At 43.1% G+C, this 17,566-nt stretch carries 15 protein-coding genes and 1 tRNA gene; 7 read left to right on the top strand and 9 right to left on the bottom strand.

What is annotated here, in order from left to right; genetic code table 11:
* Position 1: 1 nt before the first annotated feature.
* From alaS to ribA, 4 genes are all read right to left on the bottom strand, one after another.
* Positions 2–2,605 (bottom strand): alanine--tRNA ligase, encoded by a 2,604-nt coding sequence (gene alaS, locus EXT47_RS03790; protein ID WP_026000859.1) that lies wholly within the window; start codon positions 2,603–2,605, stop codon positions 2–4.
* A gap of 4 nt (positions 2,606–2,609) precedes the next feature.
* Positions 2,610–3,098: a regulatory protein RecX gene (locus EXT47_RS03785; RefSeq protein WP_039493582.1), complete on the bottom strand. Its 489-nt coding sequence runs from the start codon at positions 3,096–3,098 to the stop codon at positions 2,610–2,612.
* Entirely contained in the window at positions 3,098–3,895 is a 798-nt protein-coding gene (locus tag EXT47_RS03780) for a BPSS1780 family membrane protein (protein ID WP_130125914.1), read from the bottom strand. Before EXT47_RS03780 ends, EXT47_RS03785 begins: the two co-directional genes overlap by 1 nt.
* A gap of 241 nt (positions 3,896–4,136) precedes the next feature.
* Complete coding sequence (gene ribA / locus EXT47_RS03775; protein WP_010606207.1) at positions 4,137–4,763, bottom strand: GTP cyclohydrolase II; 627 nt, start codon at positions 4,761–4,763, stop codon at positions 4,137–4,139.
* 161 nt (positions 4,764–4,924) lie between these two features.
* Here ribA and EXT47_RS03770 point away from each other — a divergent pair, with 161 nt between their 5' ends.
* From EXT47_RS03770 to EXT47_RS03760, 3 genes are read left to right on the top strand one after another with little or no spacing between them, the layout of a single operon-like run.
* Positions 4,925–6,148, top strand: coding sequence for a hypothetical protein (locus EXT47_RS03770; protein WP_130125913.1), 1,224 nt, complete (start codon positions 4,925–4,927; stop codon positions 6,146–6,148).
* Entirely contained in the window at positions 6,148–6,570 is a 423-nt protein-coding gene (locus tag EXT47_RS03765) for a hypothetical protein (protein ID WP_039493587.1), read from the top strand. Before EXT47_RS03770 ends, EXT47_RS03765 begins: the two co-directional genes overlap by 1 nt.
* On the top strand, positions 6,563–8,128 hold the full coding sequence (locus EXT47_RS03760) for a sensor domain-containing diguanylate cyclase (protein WP_039493590.1): 1,566 nt from the start codon (positions 6,563–6,565) through the stop codon (positions 8,126–8,128). Before EXT47_RS03765 ends, EXT47_RS03760 begins: the two co-directional genes overlap by 8 nt.
* 66 nt (positions 8,129–8,194) lie before the next feature.
* Here the strand turns inward: EXT47_RS03760 and EXT47_RS03755 are convergent, their stop codons facing one another.
* Both EXT47_RS03755 and EXT47_RS03750 read right to left on the bottom strand, forming a co-directional pair.
* Complete coding sequence (locus EXT47_RS03755) at positions 8,195–10,009, bottom strand: DUF3413 domain-containing protein (protein WP_240701588.1); 1,815 nt, start codon at positions 10,007–10,009, stop codon at positions 8,195–8,197.
* 110 nt (positions 10,010–10,119) lie between these two features.
* Complete coding sequence (locus EXT47_RS03750; protein ID WP_039493594.1) at positions 10,120–10,626, bottom strand: DUF3087 domain-containing protein; 507 nt, start codon at positions 10,624–10,626, stop codon at positions 10,120–10,122.
* A gap of 168 nt (positions 10,627–10,794) precedes the next feature.
* Between EXT47_RS03750 and EXT47_RS03745 the strand changes: the two genes are divergently transcribed.
* The 3 genes from EXT47_RS03745 (at position 10,795) to EXT47_RS03735 (ending at position 12,692) form a co-directional block, all read left to right on the top strand.
* Positions 10,795–11,430: an energy transducer TonB gene (locus EXT47_RS03745; RefSeq protein ID WP_130125912.1), complete on the top strand. Its 636-nt coding sequence runs from the start codon at positions 10,795–10,797 to the stop codon at positions 11,428–11,430.
* A gap of 106 nt (positions 11,431–11,536) precedes the next feature.
* The gene (locus EXT47_RS03740) at positions 11,537–12,094 is read left to right on the top strand and encodes an RNA polymerase sigma factor (protein WP_039493596.1); all 558 of its coding nucleotides are present in this window, start codon (positions 11,537–11,539) and stop codon (positions 12,092–12,094) included.
* Positions 12,087–12,692, top strand: a complete 606-nt coding sequence (locus EXT47_RS03735; RefSeq protein ID WP_039493597.1) for a hypothetical protein — start codon at positions 12,087–12,089, stop codon at positions 12,690–12,692. The genes EXT47_RS03740 and EXT47_RS03735 overlap by 8 nt, the downstream gene beginning before the upstream one ends.
* A 9-nt stretch (positions 12,693–12,701) precedes the next feature.
* Here the strand turns inward: EXT47_RS03735 and EXT47_RS03730 are convergent, their stop codons facing one another.
* Positions 12,702–14,078 (bottom strand): Na+/H+ antiporter NhaC family protein, encoded by a 1,377-nt coding sequence (locus EXT47_RS03730; protein ID WP_039493598.1) that lies wholly within the window; start codon positions 14,076–14,078, stop codon positions 12,702–12,704.
* Between the two features lie 212 nt (positions 14,079–14,290).
* Between EXT47_RS03730 and EXT47_RS03725 the strand changes: the two genes are divergently transcribed.
* Positions 14,291–15,139, top strand: coding sequence for a MurR/RpiR family transcriptional regulator (locus EXT47_RS03725; RefSeq protein ID WP_010375966.1), 849 nt, complete (start codon positions 14,291–14,293; stop codon positions 15,137–15,139).
* Positions 15,140–15,194: 55 nt separating this feature from the next.
* Here EXT47_RS03725 and EXT47_RS03720 read toward each other — a convergent pair whose 3' ends face one another.
* Together EXT47_RS03720 and EXT47_RS03715 are read right to left on the bottom strand one after the other, a co-directional pair.
* On the bottom strand, positions 15,195–16,355 hold the full coding sequence (locus EXT47_RS03720) for an exo-beta-N-acetylmuramidase NamZ domain-containing protein (protein ID WP_039493599.1): 1,161 nt from the start codon (positions 16,353–16,355) through the stop codon (positions 15,195–15,197).
* A gap of 1,132 nt (positions 16,356–17,487) precedes the next feature.
* Positions 17,488–17,564: transfer RNA gene (locus EXT47_RS03715), tRNA-Arg, on the bottom strand.
* Between the last annotated feature and the right edge of the window lie 2 nt (positions 17,565–17,566).

The following is a 17,566-nucleotide window of genomic DNA, read 5'->3' as shown; positions in this document are numbered from 1 at the left end:
ATTACTGCGTTACTTCATTTAACCAAGTTGGAACACTGTTTAGTGCTGCGTCTAGGTTTTCTGGTTGTGAACCACCAGCTTGCGCCATATCAGGACGACCGCCACCTTTACCACCGACTTGAGAAGCCATGTGATTAACTAGCTCACCTGCTTTTACCTGACCAACTAAGTCTTTCGTTACGCCAGCGATTAGGCTTACTTTATCGCCATTTGCTACACCTAGCGCAATGACACCTGAGCCAATCTTGTTCTTCAGATCATCGACCATGCCACGCAGTGCTTTAGACTCAGTTCCTGCAACGTTCGCTACGAGTAATTTAATCCCATTCACTTCCGTTACAGAGTCAAGTAGCGTTGCACCCGCGGCACTTGCTAGTTTGTCATTTAGTTGAGCAACTTGCTTTTCAAGGCCTTTTGACTTTTCAAGTAGCGCAGATACTTTTTCTAGCACTGATGAGGTATCACCCTTAACCAAAGCTGCAATTTCAGAAAGCACTTGCTCTTGCTCATTAACATAAGCGATAGCATCAGCACCTGTTACTGCTTCGATACGACGAACACCCGCTGCGATACCGCCTTCTGATACAATCTTGAAGAGACCAATATCACCAGCGCGCTTCACGTGTGTACCACCACAAAGCTCGATTGAGTATCCACCAATTGAAACGACTCGAACTTCATCATCGTACTTTTCGCCAAAGAGCGCCATCGCACCTTTGTCTTTGGCAGCATCGATATCCATTAACTCAGTTTGCAGAGCAAAGTTACGGCGGATCTCTGCGTTCACTGCATCTTCTACTTGCTGCAACTGTGCTTTAGTGACGCCTTCAAAATGCGAGAAGTCGAAACGCAAACGATCTGGCAGTACCAATGAACCTTTTTGAGTAACATGATCACCCAACAAATCACGCAGTGCTTTATGTACTAAGTGCGTTGCAGTATGGTTTTTCTTCACTCGCTCGCGGCGCTCAGCATCAATACGTGCATCGGCTTTATCGTTAACACCAATGCGACCAACCACATGACCATGGTGTGCAAATGCATTACCTAACTTTTGTGTGTCAGTAACCACAAACTCGCCGTTAGCCACTTTTAGTACACCCGTATCACCAACTTGGCCGCCTGACTCAGCATAGAAAGGCGTGCGGTCAAGAATAACCACACCTTGTTCACCATCTTCTAACGTATTGGTATGTTGACCTTCTTTAAAGATTTCAACCACAGTGCCGGTATAGTGCTCAGCATCATAGCCTTTAAAGTCAGTGTTTTTATCAGACTTCAAGCGCTCGTTGTAATCTGCACCGAACTTGCCAGCCGCTTGCGCTTTTTTACGCTGCTCTTCCATACATGCTTGGAAGCCGCGCTCGTCGATCGTCATAAAGCGCTCACGCGCCACATCCGCAGTTAAGTCTGCAGGGAAGCCGTAAGTGTCATACAGTTTGAACACTAAATCGCCTGGAATAACGTCACCTTCAATACCAGCTAGGCTTTCTTCTAGAATAGTTAAACCACGGTCTAAGGTTTTACCAAACTGATCTTCTTCGATACGCAATACTTTTTCGATAATTGCTTGTTGCTTCACTAATTCAGGGTAAGCTTCACCCATCTGCTCAGCGAGTGCAGCAACTAACTTATAGAAGAATGCCCCTTTTGCACCGAGTTTATTACCGTGGCGAACTGCACGACGAATGATACGGCGTAGCACGTAACCACGACCTTCATTCGATGGCATAACGCCGTCAGCAATAAGGAACGCACACGAACGAATGTGGTCAGCTACTACACGTAGTGATTTATCTTCTAAATCTTGAGCATCTGTTACTTTTGCAGCTGCTTTAATCAGCGCTTGGAACAGATCAATCTCATAGTTTGAGTGCACACCTTGCATAATTGCAGAGATACGCTCAAGGCCCATGCCAGTATCAACCGACTGCATTGGCAGCGGTTCCATTGTGCCGTCCGCATGACGGTTGTACTGCATAAATACTAAGTTCCAGATCTCAATGAAGCGATCACCGTCTTCTTCTGGTGAGCCCGGAGGTCCACCCCAAATGTGTTCGCCGTGGTCATAAAAGATTTCAGAGCAAGGACCACAAGGACCCGTGTCGCCCATTGACCAAAAGTTATCCGCCGTCGCAATACGGATGATCCTATCTTCAGGAACACCAACTTGCTTTGACCAGATCTCAAATGCTTCGTCGTCTTCATGGTAAACCGTGACTAGTAGCTTTTCTTTTGGCAGCTTGATCACATCCGTAAGGAAACCCCAAGCAAACTTAATTGCGTCGGTTTTAAAATAGTCACCGAAGCTAAAGTTACCTAGCATTTCGAAGAAAGTATGGTGCCTTGCGGTATAACCTACGTTTTCAAGGTCATTATGTTTACCACCAGCACGAACACAACGCTGTGAACTGGTTGCTCGCGTATAAGGGCGTTTTTCTGCACCCAAGAATGCATCTTTAAACTGCACCATACCAGCGTTGGTGAACAGTAAGGTGGCATCATTACCCGGAATTAACGAGCTTGAAGGCACCACTTGGTGCTGTTGTTTAGCAAAGAAATCTAAGAAGCTTTGCCTGATTTGTGCGGTAGTCATATGCTGCATGTGATCATTCACCCTTTATTTCTTCTTGCTCTGCTGCAGTCATTGCAGCTTCAATTGCAAAATCTATTTCATCAAAACTAAAGCCACGATAACTCATGTAACGTACGCGCTTAGTTTTTTCTTTATATTCTATCGGTTGTGCGCAAAGACCGTACTTTTTTTCATAGGTTTTTGCGGCTTGCATGTACCAATCAATTTCACGCTCAGCGATTAGCGTATGCAAAGTCTCTCGGCTCACACCCTTTTGCCCTGCATCCATTAATACACGCTTTTCTCCAAGTCCTTTTGCAATCTGGCGGTTTAAAAAGCTCTCTGCATAGCGGTTGTCATTAACGTAATCGAGCGACTTTAGCCAAGATACCAATTGCTCCGCGACTGCCGCTGTAGCCCCTTTTTGCAGTAGCTTTTGCGTCAATCCTAACTCAGAGTACTCTTGTCTCGACAATAACCAAACCGCATAGTTTTTTAGCTTTTTAACTTCTTGTTCATCCATCAGGCGTCAAAGCGTCCTGAGTCAGACTGAGAGATGTTAGCATTTTCATCATTTTCCTTCTTTTCAACGATAATTGGCATAAACATCGCCTGAAAAGAAACAAAAAAGCCTATCATGGCGACCGGCATGATAATAATCGCTGGGATCATCGATAGCGGTATAGACGCGACGATAAGCGCTGCGACGACTAAGCCGTAAATACTCAGCGCAGCCATATTATGATAAAAAGCGGCAAGCGAGCACTTCATCGCGTGAAAAATACGTTTCTCACCTTGGAAAAAGACCTGTGGCACAACAAAAGCAAAGGCCATCATAATGACCGATTGTGCAATCACAAATACTGCAACTTCAGCAAAACTAATATTACTCGCGATAAGCCCGATAAGTTCATTCGGATCGGTGTTTGGGCCAACACTCTCGAGCGCAGTCGCCACATCACTAAATAGCACACCGGCAACCATAGTCAGCAACAGTGCACCTGCCATTTGATAAATACCAACTCGGAACAAGTGTAATCGGCGGCCTTTTGCTGCAAAAGGCTCAAAAATGTCAGCCAACTTTATTGGTTTATTGATCTGTTTATTGATAACGGCAAGATAGAAGCCAGCGCTTAAAAAAGGACCTGACAAGGCTGCGATAATATGAAAAATAGGTGCGAACAGGGGTGATAGGCTTACTACCGCCATGAAAATGTACATCAGCATGAAAGTCATAGGCTGGGTTTTGAAAATTGCCCACCCGGCTTTTAGCCACTGCACGCCCATGCTTGCTTTGAATGTTCTAATTGGTGTCGACATAGTCCACTTAATTTAAGCTATAACGTCTTTGATTATACTGATTACCGCGTCGAGTGAAAAGGCATGAAAGGCGGATTTGTCAGCGCTTTTTAGCATATTTTAAACAAATACTGATGGTAGACGTAACCTACTTGGACATCTTAAGTTTTAAGGGATTGGAAAGAGAATAGAATGTTTGATATGACAAGCCAACCGAAGCACTTACCTAGTCGGCTTGTTGTGATAAGCATATACGCTTAGGCTAATCCGCTTTTGATATCTTTTTGATATCCAGCATGTGGGCACCGTGTTGGATCTTGGTTTTTAGATACTGTTCATTACCAGAAACCCCAGCCTTAACATGCGCCTGAGTGCCGACTACTTCATCGACGGTAATACCCGCATTTCTCAACGCCTTTAGCTTTCTTGGGTTGTTCGTCATTAACTTAACATGGTTTAACCCTAGCGCCTGAAGCATCAACACGGCATCAGAGAAGTCTCTTAAGTCATCTTCAAAGCCAAGGTGGTTGTTTGCCTCGTAAGTGTTCATCCCTTGCGATTGCAATACATAAGCATCGATTTTATTGTACAGGCCAATGCCACGACCTTCTTGGCGCAAATATAACAAAATGCCGCCTTGCTTATGCATCGCCTCGATACATTCATTTAACTGTTCGCCACAATCACAACGAGAAGAATGAAAGACATCGCCGGTTAAACACTCTGAGTGCATACGAATTAGGGGAATTTGCTGCTGACTGTCTGCGCTATTAAATACCAGCGCAACATGTTCTTGGCCGTCTTTTAGCCCTGAAAAAGAAACTATTTCTGCAGGGATATTACTATGCTGCCCTACATTCAGCCCGACTCTCGCTCTTACTTCTGCCACGTCTTAATCTTGCCTAATGTGATAATATAACAATATGCTACCATAAATGGGATATGGTGTCTCTAAGTTCATTATACAAGGGCAAGACGGACATCGCATTGGTAAATGTCAAAATTCGAACTAGGCTATATAAAAAAGGAAAGCGAGAACGTTTATAACTCATGCGCTCTGTTTTTATCTGCCTACTATTTTTAACCACATTCAGCTACGGCTCTGACATCGATTTCAGTGGCTTTGCTGCGCTCAAGGCGGTTAAAACAGACTCCCATACTGCCAAAATCAGAGAGTCCATTTCACAACCACACGGTGTAGAAAGAGATGAACTCGACTTTTCATTTTCATCTTTGGGCCTACAAGCCGAATGGCATGCTAGTGATAATTTGGAGCTTGTTGGACAGCTGCTGTTAAAAGAACAACATGATGACCGAGTGAAAAACGCTATTAAACTGGCATTTTTACGTTACCACTTAAACTCAAACTGGCAATTCCGGGCAGGACGTACCGGGTTAGATCTATTCTTAATGACTGAATATCGAGATATCGGCTACTCGATGGATATGGAACACCCTCCCGTTGAATTTTACTCTATTATCCCACATCAGAACTTGGATGGCGTTGACATGCAGTACCGCACGCCGCTTGATCAGGGCATCGCCAGTATCAAGGCATATTGGGGGCGCTCCGAGTCACCTATCTACAGCGATTATGAGTTTTTTTGGAATGTAGAACTTAAATCTATCTTGGGTGTAGCGGTACAGTACGAAACGTTAAATTGGCTGTTTAGAGCCAACTATACAACAACACAAGCAGCTAATGAACACGAGCAGCAAAAGCAATTACGCGATGCACTCACGCAAGTTCCCCTACAAGTTTGGCCAACCAAAAATGAGCTTATCGATTCTCTTTATATCATCGACAAGCGCTTCACCTACAGCGCAGTCAGTATGAGATACGATGACTCAAATTGGCTACTACAGAGTGAAATATCGCTGACGGATTCCAACTCCAGCGTGCTCAACCATTTAAAAGCAGGCTACATCACTCTGGGCAAGCGCTTTGATTTAAATACCTTGTCTATCACCTACTCAGTTGCCAAGTCCGATAATGAGCCAAGTGTAGAGCCCGGTCCGCTCGTCCCATTACCTGAATTAATGCAAATTTACGAGGCGGCTTCCATGCACTCTGGTTTTTATCAACTGGATCAGCATAGCACTTCACTAACGTGGCGACGTGAATTGAGCCCGACATTAGCGCTAAAGTTCAATTGGAAACATACCTCTGCTGACCATTTGCCCAGCGCTTTCTACCTACACAATACAGAGCAATTTAGTGATCCCGACCTTTCTTTTAACACCTTCACACTTAGCTTTAATTGGGTGTTCTGATGAAAAGGTTACTTACTGCTGTTTTCTTCCTGATTTCTTACCCAATTTCAGCAACAGCTGATATTGCCGTCATCGTTAACAAAGACAACCCCATCGAGTCGATATCGCAGCGCCAACTAATAGACATGTACATGGGAAAATACGTTGCTTTTCCCAACGGCGATATGGCCGTGACCTATGACTACGAAAAATCGCACCCTTTAAGAGGCCCTTTTTTTCTGGCACTGACAGGACGTAATGAAAGCCAAATCAACGCCTATTGGTCAAGAATAAAATTCAGCGGCAAAGTTTCTCCCCCTCAGTCATTTTCCTCATCGTCGACTATACTTGAAAATATCAGAAATACGCCAAATGCAATCGGCTATGTTCCAGCAGACTTTGTGACCGGTGATGTGAAGGTAATTTACCAAATCGATGACTAAATATGGGCTGATCGTGCGACTAGCACTCGTGCTTGTTGTCTCGACTTTAATTTTTTCAATGCTTTACGCTAAGTTATATCACGACCATATTGTTGAGCGTGAACTTCGGCGCTCTAATACTATTATCGGGCAAATTGGCCAAACCGTGTCGTCTTCTTCCTCTATTGCGACTTATCTCAATGACAAAGACCTTGCTGTAGAAGTTATTAATGGTCTAGTCAGTAACGACGTTATCTCTTCTGCCGCAATCAAAAGTGAAGAAAAGTGGCTCGCTCAAAGCGTAGGATTTAAGCCGCAAAATGCGACCATTATTAAGCTTAATCATCCGTTTTTGTTGAGTGAAATCGTAGGTGAGATCTATATTCAACCAAATTCCGTTTTTATCGAGCAAAGTGCTAGAGATATCGCTCGTTCAAGCGTTCAAACTTTGTTGGTCGTCATCATTCCGATCTTAATCATCTTTACCGTCGTGACGCACTTCATAGTAACGAAACCCCTGAGTAATTTAAGTAGTCAAATTGCTAGGGTTATTCCTGGAGCCCCCTTGAATTTAGTCGTGCCTAAAGGACATGAATCAAGTGAAATCGGTGATATTGCAAGTAATACCAATCAACTTATTGCAAAAACCGCTTCTATGTTCGAGCAAGAACGGCAACTACGAGCTGACATCGAAATCCTTGAGAAGCGCTTTAGACTGATGTTTGAACGGTCATCCTCTCCCACCCTATTGGTAAAAGACAAAGGCGAAGTGATCTTAGCTAATGATGCCGCCTGTGATTTGCTGGCTGGTATGGCAATTGACCTTGATGAATATTTTCCCGAAAGCTTTGGTCGCTACTGCAAAACTCCGGATATTCTCTACACCTTTACGGAGCATACCTTGGAGCTTAACCAGCCAACTCAATCAGAGTTTGAGTTTATCAACCCCATGACCGAACAACCTGTTTGGCTGAGTGTCATCATGCTGAGAGTGGAAAGTAGCGGACAATTCTATTTACAGGTGTTTTTATCAGATATCACGCTTAGAAAAACTGTGTTTCAAGAACTCAATAAAAAGGCTAACCGCGATAAGCTAACAGGTCTCTATAATCGCCATGGTACTGAAATCAAGATCAACGAGTGGTTAGATAACGAAACTCCGTTTAGCTTATTTATTATTGATTTAGATGAGTTTAAACCAATCAATGATATTTATGGCCATAACGCCGGCGACGCTATGTTAAAACACATCGCCACTCAAATTAGTGCTCAGGTGAGAGAACAAGATGTGGTTTGTCGTTGGGGAGGTGATGAGTTTTTGATTGCTTTGCACTGCGCTAAAAATGAAAAGCTGCAACGGATAGCTGAAAACCTGCTAGAGGCGATAAACACCGAGATGATTTGGCAAACGCCAGAAGGTAAATCACTGCCACTGCGAGTTGGCGCGAGCATAGGTATTGCAAGCTACCCAAGAGACGCGGTTGAGCTAAGCCAATTAATTGAGTGTGCTGATGTCGCTATGTATACGGTAAAAAAAGACAAGAAAAACGCCTTTCAATTTTACTCTTTAAGCGCTTAGTTATACCGCTCAAGTTAGTGTGTACCGATGTACGACAGTCCACCAGCACACCTAACTTGCCTTTATCTACTGAAAGTGACTTATCTGCTGCATTGCCTCTTGAATATATTCAAAGTTTGGCTCTTGCTCTGATGGCCTGTTAGTTTCATCGAGCGTCTCGTAAGTTCCCATGGGCGAGACTTCGACAATTTGCTGCTTACTCACAACCGCATATTTGTTGTAGCTACTAAGTAGTAACCAATTTCTCTCTTTAACTGGCCCGGTTAAGTTATAACCCGTACTATACTCTTCAGGCGTGTTTTTAATCCCTAAGTACTCATTCATCAACGTCGGAGCCAGGTCTAAGTGACTGGTTATCACATTTGAGGCTTGCCAATGCTGCCACTTTTCGCTTTTTGGTCCAACAACAATAAATGGCACCTTTATCTGCGGCTCAGTAAAATTACTATTATGTCCCCAGTAATTAAGCTTGTTGTCATTCAGCTCTTCACCATGATCTGACGTGATAATCACCAGTGTATTCTCTATATCAAGCTGCGCTAATACCGATGCAGCAAGACTATCTACAAAGTGTGTACTGGTAAGATAACGATTTAAAATTGGTTCTCTATCATAATCGTTGTCCAATAACATATGGTTAATGGGACCGTGCATTGGCTCAAACCCGGCATGGTAACCCTCAGGAACTGCGTAGCCATGGATTGCATCATAAAAGAGAAAACTGAAAGACGGCTGGTTTGGATCTTTATTAGCATACCATTTAGCCCAATTTTTGGTGATCTGCTCATCCCTAGCTAAAACGTCATCACCTTCAGTATGTGTTTTCAAGCCTATAATGTTGGCAAAGACTGTTTCATTGAACTCAGGGCGAACAAGCTGAGCAGAAGAGAATATTCCAAGTTGGTAGTTCAACTCCCGCATTCTGTCCATCAATAACGGTGTAACACGATTGTTGTAAATGTCCTGCCAAGCGGTGCCAGGCAAGCCATAAAATAACCCGGTTATCCCTGTGCGTGTAGAATTTCCAGTAGAGAAGTGTTGATTGAAGACCACTCCCTGTTGTGAGAATCGCCAAATATTGGGAGTCACTTGCGCTGTAAAAGCATCATACCGCCATGAATCCAGCACCACAAAAACAATATCAAGAGGCTTCTTAACTGGCTCTACTTCAATAGGTTGTAAAGGATAGTTAAATTGTCCTTGTGTTAACGACATAGATTTCTGCTGCGCCAATGCAGCTTCATCTAGCAAATCATATCTACGCAAAAAGGAGTTTGCTGTTGCGGGTTTGTAGAGAGGTAAGTACTTACTGAACCCTGTGATCGGTTGATATACCGTCGCACTTGCCCAAGCATGAATAGTATTGCTCGCCAACAGCGCAAAAATGGTTACGCTGGTAAACTTTCGACCAAAACGCAGCTGCATTACGGCTCGGGGCTTACTTAACCATGTTGACAGGTAAAACTGGACAACAAATATCATAACAAAAATGGCTACCGCTTGAGCCCATGCAATTGGCGAGAACTCAATAACTTGGCCAGCAAGCAGCATATCGACAATAACACCGTTAATATGAAACTTGTAAAGCTCAAAGCACAAGCTATTTGCAATAAGTGCTACGAAAAACAATGCATAAAATAAAGCAAAGCATACGGATCTCACTTTATTTGACTGTAACCATACTAAAGGCATAGCGACAATACTCACTAATGCTGTGAGTAAAGCCATATGGCTCCACGTTGATACGGAAACGTAAAATAATGTCAGTCCTTGATAATCGGCAGGGTTGGTATTTACAACGTTTATGGTAATTAAGATTGAGCAAAGAGAGTTGATAAGAACCAACCAGCCGAACTGGTGAAACCGATGACGCAATAGCACAGTTCAAATTGTTCCTTTAATAGAAAATTTGACTGTTATATTACCGTTCTGACATATTAGTGTCACATTAAAAATTGTGAAAAAGTTTAACGCCGAAACAAGCCGCTTTGTTAGTACTGTTTCAATATCGTTTCTCTATAGTTTTCTGCTTTTATTTCAACTTGATACTTGCTAGCCAGTGAATCCAGCTCTGCTTGCCACATCGCCAAATCATCCATCGTTATGGTATTGTCATCCAATTGCCATAGCTGACGAGATCCCGCATAGCTATACTGAATCGCCGTCATCGCATCTACATCCCCCTGCTGCGCTGCCTGTTTTAACTTCGCCATTTTACGGGTGATTTTGTTCAGTGATTGCTTTAAGTCCCACACATAACTTACTTCGGTCATAAAGGGATGCGCTTTATGCTTTTTGAGCACGAACCCAATGACCATACAGGTCACGACTACACCAGTTAAATTCCAATGAAAATGGCTACCATCAACATCAGGAAATAATTGGATCAATAACTGAGCAATCCCTAAACTACCGATTGTTAGCGCTGCAACGCAAGCAATGATAACTTGATTTAGATGTTTGCGATAACGCGCCTTGTTGATCTCAACTAACTTCATAACAACCTATGATCACGAAAAATTAAATAATGTACTCTGCTCCTCGTGCATTGTAATCCAAGGCCTGTAGCCAAACCAAGATACATATCAAAAAAATCTAAAAACTTTCACCCCGTTTCCGTTACCCAAACGTTCTATTTACGAAAACAACATAACGGGGATAAAATCATGACGACATTAGCCACTCTTCAACAGCCTAATTCAGCAATTCCAAAACTCGCACTATCGCTTGTTGGCGCAGTTATTATTACTTTTGCCACCTTTGGCTTTATGCAAAACTTGGTCTCTCAAGAGCTCACTCGCCCCATTATCGACATAGAAGTATTTGATCTTACTATTGCAGCGGATCGAGAGGACTCTCCAGTCGAAGAAAAAAGGGTAATGCCAGAACCACCAAAACCAATAACGGCCCCGATTAGACCTACTGAAAATATCGTTGATACAGGAGATAATCTACAAATTAGTAGCGAGACACCTAGCGTAGATTTAGGTAAGTTTACTAACACAATGACGCTGCAATTCTCCACCGATGGGCAAGCGACTCCACTTGTTAGAAGCAACCCTAACTATCCTCCCTCGGCTGCTAGAGATGGAGTGGAAGGCTGGGTAGAAATGGAGTTTGCCATTTCTCCACAAGGCGAAGTGATTGATGTTAAAGTGACAAATGCGGAGCCTAAAAGAGTATTTGATCAGGCTGCTGTCAGAGCACTAAGGAAATGGAAATATAGACCACTTATTGTTGATGGAAAACCGCAGCCGCAATACGCTCAGCGCGTTGTATTAGAATTTACACTGGAACAATAACAGCCATTGATACGTAATCAATTTGAGTCGCTGAGTCACGAAGTAAACTTCTTAATTTAGCTTATTGATATTAGGGTCTGTTGACCCTTAAAACTTGGGATTGCCTATGCTGAGTAGCTTGAAAATGTGGCGTGCTCGCGCCACCAGCAACGTAGAAGATCCGCTTTATGAATATGCGACGACGGGTAAAGTAAAATACCTAGAGCAAGTCATTGAGCGCTATCAAAGTGATTTATTTCACTTTCTAAAAACACAAACACAGGCGGCGTCGGCAGAAGATATATGTCAAAAAACATGGCTAAAAGTCATCGAAAAGAAAAGCGCTTATCGACAGCAGGGTCACCCCAAGGCTTACTTGTTTCACATTGCACGTAACTTACTAATCGATTCAATCAGGGCCTCAGGTAAACTCTCTGAGTTGACAGATAGTAAAGTAGGTATGACCAACTCCAATGAGTTTACAAAAACATCGGAGGAACAGTGGCTATTCCAGCAAATTGCTGCACTTCCTTTATTACAAAAAGAAGCGCTAAGCTTACAGCTAGAGGGCTTCAGCTTAGCTGAAATAGCGCAAATTGTAGGGGCCACACAAGAGACTGTAAAAACTCGAATTAGATACGCAAAAGAGACACTAAAGTCTCAAGTGGGTGAAAATCATGAGTAATTTAGACAAATTTGACGCCAAGTTAAAAGCGGCTTACCAAGCTAGCAAGCAGGACAAACCGTTAACTTTGACTACTCGCATCAAGGTGCGACTAGTTAGCTTTGCCCATCATTTTTTGGGTCGTATAGAAACTTGGCAGTGGAGCGCGGTTACTTGTTCAGTCGCTTTACTTTTCTCCTTATGGTATCAAAATCAACATGTTGATATTGATAAAGAATATAACTCAAGTGCTCATTTAGTCAGTTATGGAGATTTTCAACACATCGAAACGCATGAGCTACAGCAAGGCCAGTATCTTGCCCGTATAGACGAACAGAAAAAAGTGCTGGATGCTAGATTTGAGGCTGCGCAACAACAAGTTCAAGAACAGCGTTACGGTCGACTCGTTGCGATTAACGATGATGCTTGGTTAATTGAAGAGTGTAATACTCATACTCTCATCGAGTTAAAACAAAGCCTACTTAGCGTGATGCCACAGCCAAAAACTAGTGTTATCAATTTTAATACGCCAGTTATGCTAGCACTGTCGACCGCCAACAACGGGCAAATTATTGCTATTGAAAGTACGGGGCAAAACCAAGTTTTGGCTTGCCCCTAACAGGCGCTCTTAAATCATAATAAGGCTGGCAATAAAGAAGCAGATAATTGCTAATACCCCACCCACCAATGCATAAGGTAACTGGGTTTTAACATGAGTCAGTAAGTCACATCCAGATGCCAGTGCCGATACCGCGCTGGTATCTGAGATAGGCGAGCAGTGATCGCCAAATATCCCACCACTTAAGATGGCACCAAGCACAAGCGATGGTGGCAAGCCTAGCGCTTGAATCAGTGGCACACCAATCGGTATTAATATGGCGAAGGTGCCCCATGATGTACCTGTTGTAAATGACATGATTGCACCAGTAATAAAGAGTACAGGTACTATCAAGTAAATAGGCAGATAGTCACCAACTAAAGACGCAATAAAAGTGCCTGTTCCCAACTCTTTTAAACTTGCACCTAGAGTCAAAGAGAGTAACACAATGCTTACCAATGGCAGCAGCTCCCCCATCCCCTTAAAGCCAACATCCATTAGCTCATGATGACTAAATCTCTTACCAGTTAAAAGCAGCAGGTACGCAACGGTTGAAGCTAAAATTGTGGCATAAAGTACTGACTTAGAACCACTACCATTTGCCAATACACCATCGCCTGTCCAAAACATAAATCCAATCATACTTACAATCAGCGTTAATAAAGGGATCAGCATATAACGCGACTTGGTGGCACTTGGCCCACTACTTATTTCAGCTGTATGGTGCTTTAACTCTTGCTCTGCGGCCCTCATCGGTCCATGAACTTTATCAAAGACAATAGTATAGAGAACAATTAACAGTGCAATAATCGCATAAAAATTAAACGCGACACTACCCCATAAAATACTCACTGCCGACTGCTCAAGTTCGTAGTTACTCAGCAATCCAAGCACATAAGCACCCCAACCATTAAGCAAAATCAAAATACATACAGGAGCGCTAGTACTATCGATGATATAAGCCAAACGAGCCCGACTCATCTTGAACTTATCAAATAGTCCCCTCGCAACAATACCAGAGGTTAGTACACTCATATTTGATTCGATGAACACTGCAGTGCCAGTAAACATGGTTAGTAAGCCAACCTGACGTTTACTTTTAGCGACGCCTCGATTAAGCAGCATATTCACCGTTGCAGCAACTCCACCAGACTCTCTAATGTAGGCGAGCAATACACCTATCACGATGCTAAAAATCAAGATCCGGCTGTTACCTGCCGATGTCGCAACCTCAATAACACGTTCAATACTGCCTACGAATGTGCCGGCAATTAGCGACTGCTGACCATGTAGAGCCAATAAAAATTCGGAAGAAACTAGCGCTAAAATCAATGCGATAATCACTTCTTTACGCCAAAACACGACTGCAATTGCAATCAAAGGTGGCAAAATCGAGTACCAAGCCATATAGTTTAATCTATAAATTCAAAACACTTAGCTTAAGTTAAGCGGTTTAAAACACCAAGTCTTTGCGACTAAATTAAATTTAAGTCAACATTTAACCCCAATACTGGTACAATGAGTGTGTTTTGTGCAATGATATTCCTTTTTGGTCTATCGTAACGTTCCAATTGAACCTATAATATGGACAGATTAATTTAGTTCGGATTGAGTATCGCATGTCTACATTTGTCAAAATAAAAGCACTTCGTCCATCACTATCAAATAGTGAAGCAAAGCTTGCTGACTTTACCTTGAACTCGGGCGATAAAATCCGTGCGCTTTCCTCCGTTGAGCTGGCACGCGAAGCCGGTGTCAGCCAATCTAGCGTCGTAAAATTTGCCCAAAAGCTGGGTTATAAAGGATTTCCAGCATTTAAACTTGCCGTTGTTGATGCGCTCAACGAGCAAACGGATACCAGCGCACCAATTGATGAGTTAATTTCCAGTAATGACTCCATAGAATTAATCGCAGATAAATTACAACTAAAACAGCAAAATGTTATTTCCGAAACTCGAAAACTTAACTCAGCAAAACAGTTTGAGAACGCAATTCAGTTGGTGAAGAACGCACGAAAAGTCATTGTGTGTGCACTTGGTAGTACTTTTACTATGGCACAAGATTTAACTTGGAAACTCCAAAAGCTTGGTATTCCGGCAATTGCTCAGGTTGATGAAATCAGCGCCTCTAGCTTTATTGCAACGATGGGGAAAGACGATCTTTTTATTGTGATCAGCAATACAGGAACCAGTAAGAGCTTGCTAACCTTGACTAATCAAGCATTGGATAATGGTTGTAAATGTCTTGCCATTTCTCGTTATGGTAGCCACTCACTTGCGGAAATGGCAGATGCGATACTGTATTGCATCAATGAAGGAGAGCCACTTAAACATTCAGGCATGCTGTCTCGTACTTCTCAAGCCTACCTTATTGATGTTTTATTCACGGCACTTGCACAATCAAACCTGCATTGGCAAAAACGCGTGGATAAGGCCAATGAAAACATGCAAGTATTGCGTAGCGAGTAAGACTTAAGCCACACACGGCAGACTCGTGCTGCCGTTTACCTCTAGCAAAAACCCGTTACAGTCTCGGGTATAATAAATACTTTTTCCGCTGCTTTAAAAAATCTTGTACATCCTGCTGCCACAGTGTTCTCAACTCTGATGCCGATTGGCCAGACTCAATGGCTTTGCGGATTTTGTCCGTGCCTGCAAGCTTATCGAGAAAATCGGGGGACTGAAAAAACGCTTTATTCTCGTGCTTGAACTGTGCGTATGCAGCAACAAACCAAGTTAGATCAAAACCTCGTACATCGCTGTTTCTTAAGTCCAGGCCAAACGCAGTCACACCATTTAATTTAGGATTGGAAGCCGCACCTAGTACTGGTCGGGGAGTGAACTGAAACTCACCCAATTTAGGATCTGGGTAGCCAAAAACTTGAAATGGAAAATCCGTTCCACGACCAACAGAAATAGGTGTCGCTTCAAAAAAGCACAAAGATGGATACAAGTAGATTGCTTGTTGGTTTGGTAGGTTAGGACTTGGTGGTATCGGCAATCTATATTCAGTGCTGCCACTATAGTTTCGCATTAGAAATACTCGTAACTGTGGCGCTTTAAGCGAGGTTAACCACCCCTCTCCTTTAATCATAGTTGCCAGTTCGCCAACGGTCATGCCATGCAATACAGGAATGGGATGCATACCAACAAAAGATTGAAATGGTTTTTCTAATAATGGGCCATCAACATATGCAATGTTTGGATTTGGCCTATCAAAAACCCAAAATTCAATATTTGCATCGGCTGCAGCTTCCATCGCGAGGTGCATAGTGCTGATGTATGTATAAAAGCGCAACCCCACATCTTGAATATCAAAAATAAGCACATCGATATCTTTGAGCTGCTCAGGCCTTGGCTTTTTATTACTGCCATAAAGCGAAATGATTGGTAGCCCAGTTTTCACATCTTTTACATCATCTACTTTAGCGCCCGCATCATAATTACCACGAAAACCATGTTCCGGTGCAAAGACCTTTTTAACATCCACTTCTTTATTAAGTAAGTAATCAACTAGATGTTGGTCCTCAACGCGGGATGTTTGGTTTACGATTAATCCGACGCGCTTACCTTTTAACACAGGTAAATACTCTTCTGCGCGCTCAGCACCTAATGTAAGCGCTTCAACAGTTAAAGGAACACAACAAAAAACAAGTAGTAAACAAATTCTGAGTGATTGAAACATATAACGCTTTCTCTAAATAAATACGCGATTAGGGTATCAGTCAGAAAAAAAATGAAAAGTGTTTCGGGAGTTTAATCATGCAGTAGTGAATCTCTGAGCGTCGTCGTATTCAACTTGCGTAATAGATCGCAGGATGAACCTGCTCCTACATGGATATTAGACACAAAAAACCGACTGTCGTCGGCTTGTTTATCTCTTTATTTTACCACTTGAGGAAAAGTGGCGGACGCAGGACGTGTGTTGTGGAGAGTGAACCTCCGACCGCCGTCGTACTCAACTTTCGTAACAGCTCGCAGGGTAACCCTGCTCCCACATGGATATTAGACACAAAAAAACTGACTTTTGTCGGCTTGTTTATCTCTTTATTTTACCACCTGAGAAAGAGTGGCGGATACAGGACGTGTGTTGTGGAGAGTGAACCTCCGAGCGCCTTCGGGTACGACTTCCGCAGAAGATCGCAGGGTAAACCTGCACCTACATGGATATTAGACACAAAAAAACCGACTTTCGTCGGCTTGTTTCTCTCTTTGTTTTTACCACTTGAGGAAAAGTGGCGGACGCAGGACCTGTGTTATGGAGAGTGAACCTCCGACCGTCGTCATATTCAACTTTTGTAAAAGATCGTAGGGTAAACCTGCTCCTACACGATACATTTAAGCACAAAAAAACCGACTTTCGTCGGCTTGTTTATCTCTTTATTTCACCACTTGAGATAAGTAGTGGATGCAGGACATGTGTTGTGGAGAGTGAACTTCCTAGCGCCATCATATTCAACTTTCGTAAAAGATCGCAGGGTAAACCTGCTCCTACACGAGACATTTAAGCACAAAAAAACCGACTTTCGTCGGCTTGTTTATCTCTTTATTTCACCACTTGAGATAAGTAGTGGATGCAGGACGTATGTTGTGGAGAGTGAACCTCCGACCGCCTGTTTTTACCTTCACTCTTTAACCACTTGAGGAAAAGTGGCGGATGCAGGACATATATTGTGGAGAGTGAACCTCCGAGCGTCGTCGTCTTCAACTTCCGCAAAAGATCGCGGGGTAAACCTGCTCCTACATGGATATTAGACACAAAAAAAACCGACTGTCGTCGGCTTGTTTCTCTCTTTATTTAACCACTCAAGGAGAAGTGGCGGACGCAGGAGGATTCGAACCTCCGACCGCCTGGTTCGTAGCCAGGTACTCTATCCAGCTGAGCTATGCGTCCGT

Source organism: Pseudoalteromonas sp. CO342X (assembly GCF_004208915.1).
GTDB classification, from domain to species: Bacteria; Pseudomonadota; Gammaproteobacteria; order Enterobacterales; family Alteromonadaceae; genus Pseudoalteromonas; species Pseudoalteromonas maricaloris.
This window is presented reverse-complemented; position numbering and strand designations above follow the sequence as displayed.